Genomic DNA, 13,286 nt, shown 5'->3' with positions numbered 1-13,286 from the left:
TAGGGTGTGAATGCTCCATTACTCAGAGGCTGGCCTGCGCCTTTGAGGCTACGGAAAGGCTGTGCGTTGCGCGGGCTTATCACGACGCGGATGGCGAATGAATATAAAGTGGTACCCATGAGTGACTCGAGGTTTCCCCGCTCGGTGTTCGCGGTTGGCACCGACCCTGATCCGCGTTTCACGCTCGCTAATGAGCGCACGTTCTTGGCTTGGATCCGCACCTCCCTGGCGTTGATTGCTGGTGGCGTGGCGCTCGAGGCCTTTGACGTTCCCCTGCCGGCCGAATTGCGCTCGGCGGTGTCGGTATTCATGCTGGTCGTCGCCATTATTCTGCCGCTGGTGGCGTGGGTGCATTGGAAGCAGTCCGAACGTGCGATGCGCGAGGAACGCCCCTTGCCCTTTAGCTTTGCCATCCCGGTGCTCGTCGTGGCGATCATGGTGGTAGCGGGCGCGCTAGTAGTGGGCGAGTTTCTTGGCTAGCCCACTATTTGATCCCGGCCTGCAGCCCGAACGCACCCGCCTATCGTGGCAGCGCACCCTTTTGGCGTTGTCCTTGGTGGTGCTGGGGGTAATGCGGGCGGTGAGCGTGCACGTCTTCTTGCCACTAGTCTTCCTAGCCGCCGGTGTTGTGGCGTTGGCCTTGGCGGTGTGGCAGCGTGCCGCGCTTGTCGACGCCGCCTTATCCACCCACCGTTCCCTTCCCCACGCGGTCATCCTTGCGAGCACTGCGGGGCTCGTGTCGCTGCTGGCTGCCTTCGCACTGTGGGGGCTCTTCTTCTAGGTTTTCACCCGGCTCGGGGAGCCGTGGCGCTGTATATTATGCCTATGCCTAAATCCCTATCTCTCCCTCTTGCCGTCGTCGCGGCGACCGCCGCTGCCGCCTTGAGCGGCTGTTCCAATTCCACTGACTCCACCGAGTCCGCGGATAAGCCGAATTTCACCGGCACTGCCCCGAGCTCCTCTGCGGCGGCCGCGTCCGATACCGCGACCGAAGCCGAGGAAGACTCCGCTGATGGTTCCGCAGATGACACAGAAACCGTAGCCGATGCCGGCAAAGGCAAAGACACCGAGGCTGGCGGGGAAAACAAAATCATCCCGGTAGAAGCCTTAGACAGTTTGTGGGTGCCGGCACTATGTGAGAACCAAGCTGGCAACCTAGAAGGCGGCAATTTGCCGGAAAGCCTGAAGGCTGGCTACCCCCATGCGATGGCCGGTCTGAAGTTGAATCAGGACGATACGCCAATGGGCGCCTACGCGGATATCAACGGTGATGGCAGGGACGAAGCCGTTATTACCTACGTCTGTAATAAGGGCGGCACGGGATGGCCGGATAACCTGCTCATCTATGACAACGACCTGAATTACATCACCAAGGTGGATGATTGGGAGCGCGAGGGAATGCCCCCAGCGCGTGGGCATATCCAGCAGCTGCAGTGGACCAAAGACACGGTCACCGTTACCTGGCGTGCCTATGCTGACGATGACCCGGCCTGCTGCGCTACCCAAGAATTCACCGGAAACCTCACGTTGGACGGGGATACGCCGCACCTTGCGGTAACCGGTCACCGGCAGGTTGCCGGCTAGCGGCATTCCCTGCAGCATGGCGTAGTCTAAATGGGCTGTAATTAATACTCAGGGAGCTAAATCCCAGAGGCAAGAAAGGCAGGGCAGCGCGATGGCGGAGACCACCGAGCAGGCTAGCGATATCGTCGAAGCGTGGCTGAAACAAGAAGACGCCATCGATCCACAAAAGGCCCCGCGCCTGCAAGAACTTTTGGATAGGGTGCCGCTGCAGGATCTCATCGCCGTCGTCGAGCGGCAAAATGCCATCCGCGCGGCGCTGGCCCTGCGCCTGCTGCCGCGCCAAAAATCGATCGCCGTCTTTGATGCCCTCGATGCCAAGCACCAGGCGGATATCATCGATGAGCTGGGCAATTCCGATGTCTATGAGTTCTTTGATGAGCTCGATCCGGAAGACCGGGTGGCCTTGTTGGACGAGCTTCCCGCGGAAATCGCCGATCGCCTGCTGCGCTCGCTGACTCAATCCAAGCGCGATGTCACGGGCGTGGTGCTGGGCTACGACAAGGGCTCGGTGGGACGCCGCATGTCGCCCGAGGTGCCCGTCATCCACCCAGAAATGAGCGTTAAGGACGCGCTATTCAAACTGCGGGAGACGGCGAATGAGCTAGAAACCATCTATACCGTGCCCATCACGCGCGAAGATCGGCGCCTAGTGGGCGTGGTGAGCCTGCGTGAAATCTTTACCGCCGATGCCGCTTTGACCATGGCCGATATTATGCACGATCCCATCTTTGCTCGTGCCGGTGCTGATGCCGAGGAAACCGCGCGGTGGTTCCTGCCACTGGATATGCTCGCGCTGCCCATTGTGGATGAGTCGCACCGCCTTGTCGGCCTGCTGACGTGGGATGACGCTACCGACATCGTGGAGGAAGAAGATAGCGAGGACTCTGCTCGCGCCGGCGGTACCGAGGCCCTCCAGCAGCCGTACCTGTCCACTCCGTTGCTCAAGCTGGTGCGTTCGCGCATCGTGTGGCTGCTCGTGCTGGCCGTCTCTGCGCTGCTAACGGTGCAGGTACTCGATTCCTTTGAAGACACACTGGCCAAGGCCGTGGTCCTGTCGCTCTTTATTCCGCTGCTGACCGGTACCGGTGGAAATACCGGCAACCAGGCGGCTACCACGGTGACGCGTGCCTTGGCGCTGGGCGACGTCCGCACGCGCGATCTCCTCGCCGTCATGTGGCGCGAGCTGCGCGTCGGCATGCTACTCGGCGCCGTGCTGGGACTAGCTGGCCTGGCGCTGGCCACCCTGGTCTATGGCCTAAGCATCGGCCTCGTCATCGGCTCGACGCTGTTTTTGATCTGTTCCATTTCCGCGACCGTCGGCGGGCTTATGCCCATCGTGGCTAAGACCATCGGCGCCGATCCGGCGGTCTTTTCCAACCCCTTCATCTCTACCTTCTGCGATGCCACGGGCCTGATTATCTACTTCCTGATTGCCAAAACCGTGCTGGGCATCTAGCACGCCTCCCTGCGGTTCGGGGGTGGGGAAGTGGTGGGGACATTTCCGGTTTCGGGCAGGTGCGATGTGTGCTCTATGGGGGTGCGGGGGTGCTTGCGTGTGGCGGGATATGGTTTCTGCGTCACATGTTTTGTATGGTCAGTGCATGCTTCGCAGTGAACTGGATAACTTTCGGTCTGCTGCCTCGGCCTAGCTAATAAACTGGGAAATACGGAGCATAACCCACAGCACAATCCCCTCTATGTGAAGGAGCGCGCGGTATGACCACCCCGCATACTCACGAATCTACCGCCCACACCGAAGGTGACGAGGCCCCCGGAGCGCCGCGCAGCGAGTGGCGCCGTCAGTTCATCGGCCTTTTCATCGGCTTGGGTTTGGCCGTACTAGTCTTCTTTATCTTCCCCTCGAATGCGATCGAGACCGTACAGGGCTCCGCGGGTGCAGATCCGGAAGCCGAGTACACGCTCAGTGCCATCCGTACCGTCGCCGCAGTAACCATCTTGATGGGCGTGTGGTGGATGACCGAGGCCATTCCGCTCGCCGCCACCGCGCTGCTGCCGCTGATCATCTTCCCGCTCGCCGGTGTGGGCACGATTAAGGAAGTAGGTGCCCCATACGCGTCCGCCACCATTTTCTTGTTCATGGGTGGCTTCCTGATTGCGCTTGCCCTGCAGCGCTGGAACCTGCACCGCCGCCTAGCGCTATACGTGGTGAAAATCATCGGCACCTCGCCCAAGCGCCTGATCTTGGGATTCATGCTGGCCACCGGCTTTTTGTCCATGTGGGTATCTAATACCGCTACGGCAGTGGTGATGCTGCCTATCGGTACCTCGGTGCTCGCGCTGACCGCGGAAACCGTAGGTGGCTGGGAAAAGCAAAAGAAGTTTGCCACGGCGCTGATGCTGGGTATTGCCTACTCCGCTTCCATCGGTTCGCTGGGTACGCTCATCGGCACCCCGCCGAATGCCTTCCTCAATGCATATATGGCCGATACCTGGGACGTAACCCTCGGCTTTGGTCGGTGGATGGCGGTTGGTGTGCCGCTCGCCGTGACCTTCTTGCTGATTGCCTGGGCCCTGCTCATTACCGTTTTCAAGCCGGAAATGAAGGATATTCCAGGCGGGCGCGAGCTCATTAATGACGAAATTAAGGCACTCGGCCCCTGGACCCGCCCCCAGATCATGACGGGCATCATCTTCGTCCTCGCTGCCGCAGCCTGGGTTACCCTGCCGCTGGTCCTCAAGGAATTTGAGAACTATGACGATGCCATCGTGGGCATCGCCGCCGGCATCTTGCTCTTTATCCTGCCCGCGGACAACCAGCGCCGTATCCGCTTGCTGGACTGGAAGACGGCCAATGAAATGCCGTGGGACGTCCTCCTGCTCTTCGGCGGCGGCTTGTCGCTGTCCTCGGTCTTTAATGCCTCCGGCCTGTCCCTGTGGATTGGTGAGATGGCCAAGGGGCTTAGCGTCCTGCCGGTTGTCCTCATCGTCTCTGCCGTGGCTGCGCTGGTGCTCTTCCTGACGGAGATCACCTCCAATACCGCGACGGCAGCCACGTTCATTCCGATTATGGGCGGCGTCGCCGTGGGCGTGGGGCTTACTGCCGATGGCGATATCAACGTCCTTCTCCTCACCATCCCGGTGGCCCTGGCGGCAACCTGTGCATTCATGCTCCCAGTTGCCACCCCGCCGAACGCCATTGCCTATGGCTCTGGCTACGTCAAGATCGGCGAGATGATCAAGGGTGGCCTTGGCCTCAATATCATCGGCATTTTCCTCATCACCCTGACGGTGTACTTGCTGGCAGTGCCAATCTTCGGCCTGTCCATTTAAGGTTGGGGCTTCGTAGCCATTCCCTAATGAAAAACGTTATCATTAGGGAATGGCTACACCCGTTACTGTACTGTCCGGATTTTTGGGCAGCGGAAAAACCACGCTCTTGAACCACCTTCTTGCCAACCGCGAAGGGCGTAAGCTTGCCGTCATCGTCAACGACTTCTCCGAGGTCAATATCGATGCCACCCTCGTTGCTGGTGAGGGGCACCTCGAGCGCGGTGAGGATCGCTTTGTCGAGCTATCCAATGGCTGTATCTGCTGCACCCTGCGCGAGGATCTCATCGAATCCGTAGGTAAGCTGGCCCGCTCCGGCCGCTTCGATCAGATCGTCATCGAGTCCACTGGCATTTCCGAGCCTATGCCCGTGGCCGCCACTTTTGAATGGGAGTTTGCGGACGGCACCACGCTTGCCGACGTCGCCCCTATCGACACCATGGTCTCTCTCGTGGATGCTTCCACCTTTCTTGATTACCTGCGTCGCGGCAAGAGCCTCGCGTCTGAGAATATTGAGGCCACACCCAGCGATGATCGTACCGTGGCAGACCTACTCGTGGACCAAGTCGAGTTTGCTGACCTCATCCTTGTTACCAAGACCGATTTGGTTGATGCTGCCGAAACCGAGCGCGTCATCGCAACCGTTCGCGCTATGAACCCCCGTGCCCGAGTCGTAATGGTCACTGATGGTGCCATTGACCCACGGCTGGTCCTCGATGCCCACCTGTACGACGCCGCCACTGCCGCGACTTACCATGGCTACGCCGAGGAGCTGGCTAAGCCGCACACGCCCGAAACCGAGGAATATGGCATTTCCTCCGTCGTTTTCCGCGCCGACCGCCCCTTTAACCGCGATCGTCTGCTCGCCGCCCTTCGTGCCAGTACCGGCCTGGTGCGTTCTAAGGGGTATTGCTGGCTCGATACCGATCTTCAACTCGCCCACGCTTGGCAGCAGGCTGGGCCTAACCTTCAAATCGTGCCAGCTTCGCTCTGGGCTGCAAATGACGTGACGCCCGGTACCGAAATTGTCCTTATCGGTATCGACTTCGATCACCGGTCCACCCTCAGGGCGCTTCAGGGTGCTCTGCTTTCCGACGCCGAAGTTGCCGCCCTCATCGCCCCCTAATTGCCTCCATTTCCATCAGGTGAACGCCGGGTGAACAGGCGATTTGTTAGTTTTCCGGACCGTGGGTATAGTAAATTCTCGTTGCACAGCAGAGCACACGCACTGCTCGCCAACGGTCTGCGCCCGTAGCTCAACGGATAGAGCATCTGACTACGGATCAGAAGGTTGGGGGTTCGAATCCCTCCGGGCGCACAAACAAAAAGCCCCCTAGCTGCACAAACAGTTAGGGGGTTTAGTCGTGGGAAACCTTGGGGGTTCAAACTTTCCCACGGTTATCCCGCGCTTTGGTTTTCTACGCGAATCGCGCCGTTCTAAAGCGCATCCGTGTAGTCACCCGCCGGGGCGGCTTCAATGTAGTAATTCTCCGTGATTGTGGTCGAGCCGTGCCCCAAGTGCCGTTGAGCGGCTTTCGCGCCGTGCTTCCGTTCAATCTTGGTTGCCACGGTAGGGCGGAAGTCTTTCAACTTTACTTCCGGCAATTCTTCCCCACGGGCTTCACGCCAAGCGCGGTTAACGTTGTGGGGATTGAGTAGACCGCCCTCACGGTTGGGGAACACATAATCATGCTCACGATTAATCCAACGTTCCATGAGCATGTTTGTAGTGGCTTCACTTAGGAAGATTGTCCGCCAACCGTGCATTGTCTTTGTCACGTCCTGGCGGATGATTCCTTTACCCTTTTTCTTTCCACCCTCAAGTTCCACCACCGTGCCATTAACAGTGAGCTGGGCGGGTGTTGCCGATAGGTCTATATCTTCCCAACGTAGTGCTAACGCTTCACTAGGACGCAGGCCTGTGCCTGATAGTAATTCCACAATGCCCCGTAGGTCTGTGAACTTTCGTGGTGTTTGCCACCGGCGTACTAGCTCAATCGCTTTTGCTTCTTCCGTGGGGGTTAACGCCTTTGGCTCACGATGAACACCTTTGTTCATTTCGGTTCCGGCGGTTGGGTTTTCTTTCCAGTCCACAATGCCTTTTCGCATAGCAATGTTGAATGCCCTGGACAGAACAATCTTGCATAGTCGGGCGGTAGTGGGGACACGTTTAGAAACGCTTTCCAACCACCCTGTGACCAATAGGCCTGTGACGTTGCCGAGGGGAATTGCCCCAAGGTTCATGTCTCCATGTTCGCCACGGATTGTGCTTAACGTTTCCCGATACTTCTTGACGGTCTGTTCTTTGACCTGTCCCTTTTGCTGGCGAACGTCTTTAGAAAAGTCCCGAATGATTTCCCGGTTATCTAGGGAAAATTCCACTAGTTCCAGTACGGTCGAATCTTTAGTTATGTCGAGGAAATGTGTTTGTTCAGCCTTAACGCCATAAGCCTTTAAGCGTGCAGCGGCCTTTACTTTTTCACGGGCGTTTGCTTTTCCTGGTGCGTCTGCCTGTACCTGGCGAATGGTGCCGTCGATGCAGCCCACCCGGACGCGGGCGCGGTAGATGGTGCGAACCCGCCCGTCGATATTCTTCCTTGCAACTTCCTTAATGGAAATTTCGCCTAGTTCATTAACTTCTAGTTTCCGGCGTGCCATGTTGTTTCCCTTGCTTCTTCGGGCGACCAACAGCACTTGAAACGTGAATGTAGCCTAGTTCCCTTGCCTTGGCTATCATCCGCCCGGCGGTAGCCTTTGAAACCCCAAACGCCGCTTCAATGACTTCTTGCCTGCCAATGTTGATTGTCGCCGCATGGTGATACAGGTCGGCAACTGCTCTACATACTTTGTCCACGTCGCCTTTGGGCCATTCTTTGCGAAGCGCCGCGTAGTTAACGAGACCGTCATCTGCCCCATTTTGGGAATCGCCGGATAAAGCAATTTCAGCTTGGTTAAGCAATTGAACTAACGGGAACTCCCGGACTTCTTTAGGTGTAACGGGGTAGAGGTCACTGTTGCGCATTCCCTGCTTATGGAGGGTGAGGGCTAGTAATTCAATCTTTCCGTCATTCAATCGGACGGTCACATCTGCCGATAGATAAGGCAGCGCATCTGCATCTTTAGGTGCTGCAAACACGGTAAACGTGCCGTCTGGATTGTCTTCAAAGTCCCTTAGTTCCCACTGATCCACGCTTCAAGTGTTGTTGATCGCTGTTGAGTTTTCCAGTTTGCGAGTGAGCTTCAATTGACAACCACTCAAAAGCGACTATAGTTCAATCCATGAGGGTCAACAAATTGAACCTCAAATCAAAATCTTCACTCGCACAGGAGCACCAAGACATGCAGCTAATCGACAGCATCAAACCGACTGAACTGGCAGAACAAATCGGTGTAACAGAGTCCACCCTCGCCACCTGGCGGTGCCGGAATAAAGGCCCCCGCTTTGTGCGAATCGCAGGACGCATTCACTACATGCGTGCAGACGTTGAAGCATGGATTGCCGAACAGGTAGCCGCGTAATCACACCACCCCCCAACCAAGGACACACATAATGCGTATTGACCTAACTGTCACACCCCAAGCAAAGACCCTCACCCCATCCGGCTACCTCACCAAGGAAGAAGCCGCCCACGTCATCCGCGATTGGAACGCATACGGCAACACCACCCCGCAGGACACGAACGGCACCTGGACTATCGGCTTCATTCACTTCATCGACGGTGAACCCCAAGTAACTTCCATCCTCGCTATCCCGCGCAGCATCAAGCGTGAAGCCGCCGCTGTAGGTCACCGCCGCTTCTTTGTTATCGACGGTGGAGCCACCGCCACCAATCCGGCACGTTCCACCGGCCCCCTGGCAATGGCTGCATGAACCCATAAGAAAAAGCCCCGTAGATGTAGCCGCATCTACAGGGCAACGAACAGGGGCTTTTAGTCCACGTTCACACATCCATCACTAACCCCCAACCAAGGAGTTGTAATGAGTAACACCGATTCTATCATCGAACAGCCCATCGAGGAATGCCGCCAATCTGGAAACTACTTTGTGCAAGCAGTCCTGGATAAACGCACGGGTGAATCTCGAATCTGGGTATCCCCACTGTTTGAACCATCGCATTCAGATCCGTTCACGGTGGAAGAAATCAACGAGTTCATTTACCAGCTGCAGGGCGCTAGGGATTACGCGGTAGAGAACTTTACCCCCGTTGGCTACACCCTAACTTAGTCGGACAACGCAACACTGTGCGTATTCATACACACATGTCCCAAGTACCAATGGAATACCTAACCAAAGCGCAGGTGGTGGAGCTAACAGGGCTGTCTGCCAACACCATTACAAAGCGTGCCAACGATGGCCTACTTCATCCCATCAAGTCCACCCGCGATACCCGCATGAACCTCTATCGCAGAGCAGAAGTCGAAGCCCTGCTAACCCCCTAGTCCACCCACATTAAAAGACCCGGTAGTCACACCAAAACTACCGGGTCAAAAGGAAATCCAATGGTTGATTATACACCAAGCGAACCTAATCCCGAAGCCCGTAAGAGCAGCTTAACGCCCCAAATGATTGCTGCACTCAAAGCCGCCCAAGAACGCTACAAGCCAAGCGCCCAACAACTTGCAGAGAACGCCGAACGCCGCCGCCAATACGAACGCCGCAAAGAAGCCGCTGCACGTTCTGAACCGCTACCCGGCCACACGTCATACCGAAACAGGGGGCGGTAACTATGAGTGCCCTAGAAGCCACGCTAAGCCGCGAAGTACTGGCATCAGTCATAGCAGCACCCGCCGCACAAGCTAACGCCGCTATGGCCCGCCTACAGGCTTCAGACTTCCCTAACTGGATACACCAGCGCATCTTTCACGCCCTGGACACCGTAGAGTTCGCCAACCACCAAGAACCCGGAAGTGTAATCATCCAACTGCACGCCGTACTTCTTGAAGCTGGGGAGCTTAAAGACACGGATAACGGACTACGCGCAGAGCTAAACGCCCTACTCGAAGCACGCGGACACCCCGAACAGCTACCGCGATTCGTATCCCAAGTGATCGATGAAGCCTACCGACGCGAAGTTAAAGCCTACGGCGAACGTCTAGTCGCTAACGCCGATAACAGCGCACTAGAAGAGCTGGACGCGATTCTAAAGGGCATAGACCAAGTACGCGCCGCCCGGATGCGCATCCGCCCCATGAACGCCGTAAACGCCGCCTAACCCAAGGAGACCGATAACACTATGGCCGAAGAACCCGAGTTCTACCCGCCAATTTCCAACGCCATGCACGTGGCGAAAAGGCTGGTAGGTGACGTATTCAGTACGGAGGGGAATCGTAACACCGTGTACTGGCGTGGACAGTGGTGGCTGTTCAACGGCACCCACTGGGAGCAGGAAGAAAATGAGCTAGAAATCAAACGTCCCATCTGGACACGCCTAGGCGAAGTCATGCTATCCAAAGCCAAAGGCCCGGAGCCCTGGTCGCCCACAACAGCCAGTGTCTCTAATCTCATGGAGCCGCTAAAGATTGCCCTTATGCTCAAAGACAAAAAGGATGCACCATTCTGGATTGGGCAAGACAACACCATGAACCCGAATAACCTAATCGTTCTGCAAAATGGTGTGCTCAACTTCCGCACAGGTAACTTCATGCAGGGCGACCACATGGAGCTGTTTAATACTTGGTCGCTTCCTTTTTCCTACGATGCCGCCGCCACGTGCCCAACCTTTGAAAAGTTTCTAGACGATACTTTCGCCCACGACCCTGCAGGGCGTGCAGCAATTCAAGAGTTCGCAGGATACGCCATTAGCGGACGCACAGACCTACAAAAGGCGCTAGTGCTAGTAGGGCCACCGGGTGGTGGTAAAGGAACTTTAAGCCGCACTATTCAACAGCTGGTAGGGGTAGAAAACGTAGTCTCCCCATCCTTAACGAAACTAGGCAGTGAGTTTGGATTATCGGATTTAATCGGCAAACCCTTAGCCGTCATTGAAGACGCACGTAGCGACTATAGCCACACCAGCGGCACCACCGTGGAACGCCTGCTATCCATCATCGGAGAAGATGCAGTGTCCATTAACCGAAAGAACCAGTCCTACTGGAACGGCACCCTACCCACCCGCTTCATGCTGGTATCCAATGAAGTCCCCCGATTTCCAGACGCATCCGGCGCGATGATTAGGCGGTTCGTCTCCGTGAAGCTAACCAAGTCCGTACCAGAGGGAAAACGAGACGAAAAGCTAGGAGCGAAGCTAAAGGCGGAACTACCTGGCATCTTTAACTGGGCATTAGCAGGGCTGCAGCGTTTGGAACACCAGCACCACTTCACGGAGCCGGACACAATGGGCGATATTCAATCGATGATGAGTGACCTTAACAGCCCCGTGGCGAACTTCCTGGACGAAGAACCCACCTACAGAGTTACTGGCAACCCCAACGACTACGTAGAACTTAAAGCGGTCTATGCCGCCTACAAAGTTTGGTGTGAAACTGTAGGGCGCTCAAACATGAATCAACAGAACTTTGCCCAACAGCTAGATTCAGTTTCGCCTGACATTGAAGTCAAGAACACTAAACCCAACACGAACACTAAGAAAAGCCGGTATGTGTTTGGTGTCAAAGGTATTCCCCTAGCCCTAGCTAAAGAATCTCACCAGCAAAGTGCCTAGGAACATGTTCCATGTGTTCCAACAGGTCACACCCTATTTTTAGCGTGTTCCAACCGTGTTCCGGAACAAACCAATAATCAACGCCGGAACACAGGAACACACAATCTTTGTTCTGGAACAAACCACATAACGCCCTGACCAGCAAGAACGCCAAGAACATGTTCCAACCAACTTCAGAACGCCAAACAGCCCACATCCCTAAGAACAACGCATGTAATTGCGTGTAATGGCCGTGTGAGCAAACAAAGCGAATACCTAACCCGAACCCAAGCCGCAGCCCTCGCAGGCATCACCACCGACGCAATCAGCTACCGCACACGATGCGGACACCTAACACCACTCAAAGACCCCGGCGACCGCCGCCGCACCCTATACCACCGCACAGAAGTAGAAAACCTAGCCCAACAACTACACACAGCCCAACAATAGGAGTCCCCATGAGCCGAAAGTCCCGCCCTGGCGCAGCCGAAAAAATAGATGCAGACGTAAAGCATCTACACAGCCAAGGCACTTCCCAAGCCGGTATCGCACGCCGCTTAGGCGTAACCCGCTGGCAGGTACGCAAAAGCGCGGAACGCCAAGGCCTTGAATGGAGCACAGACGGTATCGCGGACGCTATTAAGACCGCATCCGTTCATGCCCGCCGGGAACGCGTAGACCTTATGGCCCGGTTTGTGGATATTGCCCACGACGAATTAGACCGCGCAGAGGTGACGGACGATTTCGTAGAGCGCCGCAACTGCATCGAAACAGCAGCTACCGCCGCATCAAAGGTATGTCAGCTGGCAAAGATTGCCCGCGTAGATGTTGAAGACCAAGACCAAGAAGAAACCGCCCAATTGCTCAACTGGGTAAACCGTGAACTTAACACCCTGGGGGCTTAACAGTGGCAGAGAATAAGAACAGCACGCCTGTTAAACCTAAGACCCCTGTAACGCCTGTACAGATTGAAACCGCCCTACGTTTCGTCTACTCCCGCTTTCTGGCGTTGACCAAGGAAACGTACTTCAACAAAGGCAGCTACAAGCCACGGCAATATGCCCGCATGATTTTCCTCCAATCTGGTGACACGCTGGAATTAATCGACACGCTGGAAGAAGCTGCAGAGCAGTGGGCGGACATGCACCAAACAGCGAGTAAAAGCGCAGCTGCAGAGGTTGAAGCAATCCTGCATGAGCAGGTGACAATCATCAAAGGCGCTATTCGGGAATGTTCACGCTTTCGTGGAACGAAACGATGCCGCACCGCCAACTATCGCACTCCCACTGTCACAGAGCACCCGGCGGCACATATCCGCCACCGCGCCTACGTTCCCGAACATCTGTTACCGGACTGGAAGCCGGGCAAGAAAAAGAAGACGGTAAAGAAATGAGCACCATACGCACGTGGGGGCGCGGGCCGTAGGGATTCCGGCCTGCTAACCCCCACACCCCCAACAATTCAAGGAAAGAACCATTATGCCCAAGACTTCACTATCTGCTATCCATACCGAACTACAGCGTGTCCAAGGTGACCTGGCGAACGCCCGCGAAATCGTTAATTCTGAACGCGGTGACTACACCGTAGAGGGCGCGCAAAAGGCATACCTGAACCGCATTCAGCACTACAACACCGCTAAGCAGCTAGACACCGCCCGCAACCAAGTTGAACAGGTACGAGCAGGCGCGCTTAAAAATGAAGTGTCCCGGGTTTTGTTCCTAGGCATTTGCCTTGATTTCCATTATTTCTTGGGCCGGGTTGGTTTCCCAAAAC

Annotated in this window: 18 protein-coding genes and 1 tRNA gene; 17 read left to right on the top strand and 2 right to left on the bottom strand. The window is 56.2% G+C overall.

Annotated features, from left to right (window positions below; translation table 11 throughout):
* Positions 1-117: 117 nt before the first annotated feature.
* The 7 genes from QP909_RS05150 (at position 118) to QP909_RS05120 (ending at position 6,190) form a co-directional block, all read left to right on the top strand.
* On the top strand, positions 118-480 hold the full coding sequence (locus QP909_RS05150) for a YidH family protein (protein WP_204610495.1): 363 nt from the start codon (positions 118-120) through the stop codon (positions 478-480).
* Complete coding sequence (locus tag QP909_RS05145) at positions 473-781, top strand: DUF202 domain-containing protein (RefSeq protein ID WP_239194011.1); 309 nt, start codon at positions 473-475, stop codon at positions 779-781. Before QP909_RS05150 ends, QP909_RS05145 begins: the two co-directional genes overlap by 8 nt.
* Before the next feature lie 44 nt (positions 782-825).
* Positions 826-1,584: a hypothetical protein gene (locus QP909_RS05140; RefSeq protein ID WP_284766404.1), complete on the top strand. Its 759-nt coding sequence runs from the start codon at positions 826-828 to the stop codon at positions 1,582-1,584.
* Between the two features lie 91 nt (positions 1,585-1,675).
* Positions 1,676-3,040 carry a magnesium transporter gene (gene mgtE, locus QP909_RS05135; RefSeq protein ID WP_284766403.1) on the top strand — a complete coding sequence of 455 codons (1,365 nt, stop codon included), beginning with the start codon at positions 1,676-1,678 and terminating at the stop codon, positions 3,038-3,040.
* 260 nt (positions 3,041-3,300) lie between these two features.
* Positions 3,301-4,875 carry an SLC13 family permease gene (locus tag QP909_RS05130; RefSeq protein WP_284766402.1) on the top strand — a complete coding sequence of 525 codons (1,575 nt, stop codon included), beginning with the start codon at positions 3,301-3,303 and terminating at the stop codon, positions 4,873-4,875.
* Between the two features lie 49 nt (positions 4,876-4,924).
* Complete coding sequence (locus QP909_RS05125) at positions 4,925-5,998, top strand: GTP-binding protein (protein ID WP_284766401.1); 1,074 nt, start codon at positions 4,925-4,927, stop codon at positions 5,996-5,998.
* 119 nt (positions 5,999-6,117) lie between these two features.
* Positions 6,118-6,190: transfer RNA gene (locus QP909_RS05120), tRNA-Arg, on the top strand.
* Between the two features lie 119 nt (positions 6,191-6,309).
* Here QP909_RS05120 and QP909_RS05115 read toward each other — a convergent pair.
* Both QP909_RS05115 and QP909_RS05110 read right to left on the bottom strand, forming a co-directional pair.
* Positions 6,310-7,530 (bottom strand): tyrosine-type recombinase/integrase, encoded by a 1,221-nt coding sequence (locus QP909_RS05115; protein ID WP_284766400.1) that lies wholly within the window; start codon positions 7,528-7,530, stop codon positions 6,310-6,312.
* On the bottom strand, positions 7,505-8,062 hold the full coding sequence (locus QP909_RS05110; RefSeq protein ID WP_284766399.1) for a hypothetical protein: 558 nt from the start codon (positions 8,060-8,062) through the stop codon (positions 7,505-7,507). The genes QP909_RS05115 and QP909_RS05110 overlap by 26 nt, the downstream gene beginning before the upstream one ends.
* Before the next feature lie 89 nt (positions 8,063-8,151).
* Between QP909_RS05110 and QP909_RS05105 the strand changes: the two genes are divergently transcribed.
* The 10 genes from QP909_RS05105 to QP909_RS05060 form a co-directional block, all read left to right on the top strand.
* Positions 8,152-8,391: a helix-turn-helix transcriptional regulator gene (locus QP909_RS05105; protein WP_284766398.1), complete on the top strand. Its 240-nt coding sequence runs from the start codon at positions 8,152-8,154 to the stop codon at positions 8,389-8,391.
* A 31-nt stretch (positions 8,392-8,422) separates the two neighbouring features.
* The gene (locus tag QP909_RS05100; RefSeq protein WP_284766397.1) at positions 8,423-8,743 is read left to right on the top strand and encodes a hypothetical protein; all 321 of its coding nucleotides are present in this window, start codon (positions 8,423-8,425) and stop codon (positions 8,741-8,743) included.
* A 108-nt stretch (positions 8,744-8,851) separates the two neighbouring features.
* The gene (locus tag QP909_RS05095) at positions 8,852-9,097 is read left to right on the top strand and encodes a hypothetical protein (protein WP_284766396.1); all 246 of its coding nucleotides are present in this window, start codon (positions 8,852-8,854) and stop codon (positions 9,095-9,097) included.
* A gap of 35 nt (positions 9,098-9,132) precedes the next feature.
* On the top strand, positions 9,133-9,312 hold the full coding sequence (locus tag QP909_RS05090) for a helix-turn-helix transcriptional regulator (RefSeq protein ID WP_284766395.1): 180 nt from the start codon (positions 9,133-9,135) through the stop codon (positions 9,310-9,312).
* Between the two features lie 60 nt (positions 9,313-9,372).
* Complete coding sequence (locus QP909_RS05085) at positions 9,373-9,597, top strand: hypothetical protein (RefSeq protein ID WP_284766394.1); 225 nt, start codon at positions 9,373-9,375, stop codon at positions 9,595-9,597.
* Positions 9,598-9,599: 2 nt separating this feature from the next.
* Positions 9,600-10,085 carry a hypothetical protein gene (locus tag QP909_RS05080; RefSeq protein WP_284766393.1) on the top strand — a complete coding sequence of 162 codons (486 nt, stop codon included), beginning with the start codon at positions 9,600-9,602 and terminating at the stop codon, positions 10,083-10,085.
* Between the two features lie 21 nt (positions 10,086-10,106).
* Positions 10,107-11,534 carry a DNA primase family protein gene (locus QP909_RS05075; protein ID WP_284766392.1) on the top strand — a complete coding sequence of 476 codons (1,428 nt, stop codon included), beginning with the start codon at positions 10,107-10,109 and terminating at the stop codon, positions 11,532-11,534.
* Positions 11,535-11,971: 437 nt separating this feature from the next.
* Positions 11,972-12,418, top strand: a complete 447-nt coding sequence (locus tag QP909_RS05070; protein WP_284766391.1) for a hypothetical protein — start codon at positions 11,972-11,974, stop codon at positions 12,416-12,418.
* A 2-nt stretch (positions 12,419-12,420) separates the two neighbouring features.
* The gene (locus tag QP909_RS05065; protein WP_284766390.1) at positions 12,421-12,906 is read left to right on the top strand and encodes a hypothetical protein; all 486 of its coding nucleotides are present in this window, start codon (positions 12,421-12,423) and stop codon (positions 12,904-12,906) included.
* Positions 12,907-12,991: 85 nt separating this feature from the next.
* Positions 12,992-13,286, top strand: a 295-nt coding sequence (locus tag QP909_RS05060; RefSeq protein ID WP_284766389.1) for a hypothetical protein, incomplete at its 3' end; no start/stop codon positions are given.

The sequence above is a fragment of the Corynebacterium sp. MSK195 genome, assembly GCF_030228885.1.
Lineage (GTDB): Bacteria > Actinomycetota > Actinomycetes > Mycobacteriales > Mycobacteriaceae > Corynebacterium.
The sequence above is the reverse complement of the archived record's forward strand: the minus strand, read 5'-3'. Positions and strand labels throughout refer to the sequence as shown.

Excerpts from the sequence above, each read along its gene's own strand:
- QP909_RS05100 (WP_284766397.1), top strand. The coding sequence starts at position 8,423 with ATGCGTATTGACCTAACTGTCACACCCCAAGCAAAGACCCTCACCCCA.
- QP909_RS05080 (WP_284766393.1), top strand. The coding sequence starts at position 9,600 with ATGAGTGCCCTAGAAGCCACGCTAAGCCGCGAAGTACTGGCATCAGTC.
- mgtE (WP_284766403.1), top strand. The coding sequence starts at position 1,676 with ATGGCGGAGACCACCGAGCAGGCTAGCGATATCGTCGAAGCGTGGCTG.
- QP909_RS05070 (WP_284766391.1), top strand. The coding sequence starts at position 11,972 with ATGAGCCGAAAGTCCCGCCCTGGCGCAGCCGAAAAAATAGATGCAGAC.
- QP909_RS05105 (WP_284766398.1), top strand. The coding sequence starts at position 8,152 with ATGAGGGTCAACAAATTGAACCTCAAATCAAAATCTTCACTCGCACAG.
- QP909_RS05150 (WP_204610495.1), top strand. The coding sequence starts at position 118 with ATGAGTGACTCGAGGTTTCCCCGCTCGGTGTTCGCGGTTGGCACCGAC.
- QP909_RS05140 (WP_284766404.1), top strand. The coding sequence starts at position 826 with ATGCCTAAATCCCTATCTCTCCCTCTTGCCGTCGTCGCGGCGACCGCC.
- QP909_RS05115 (WP_284766400.1), bottom strand. The coding sequence starts at position 7,530 with ATGGCACGCCGGAAACTAGAAGTTAATGAACTAGGCGAAATTTCCATT.
- QP909_RS05085 (WP_284766394.1), top strand. The coding sequence starts at position 9,373 with ATGGTTGATTATACACCAAGCGAACCTAATCCCGAAGCCCGTAAGAGC.
- QP909_RS05095 (WP_284766396.1), top strand. The coding sequence starts at position 8,852 with ATGAGTAACACCGATTCTATCATCGAACAGCCCATCGAGGAATGCCGC.
- QP909_RS05130 (WP_284766402.1), top strand. The coding sequence starts at position 3,301 with ATGACCACCCCGCATACTCACGAATCTACCGCCCACACCGAAGGTGAC.
- QP909_RS05090 (WP_284766395.1), top strand. The coding sequence starts at position 9,133 with ATGTCCCAAGTACCAATGGAATACCTAACCAAAGCGCAGGTGGTGGAG.
- QP909_RS05075 (WP_284766392.1), top strand. The coding sequence starts at position 10,107 with ATGGCCGAAGAACCCGAGTTCTACCCGCCAATTTCCAACGCCATGCAC.
- QP909_RS05125 (WP_284766401.1), top strand. The coding sequence starts at position 4,925 with ATGGCTACACCCGTTACTGTACTGTCCGGATTTTTGGGCAGCGGAAAA.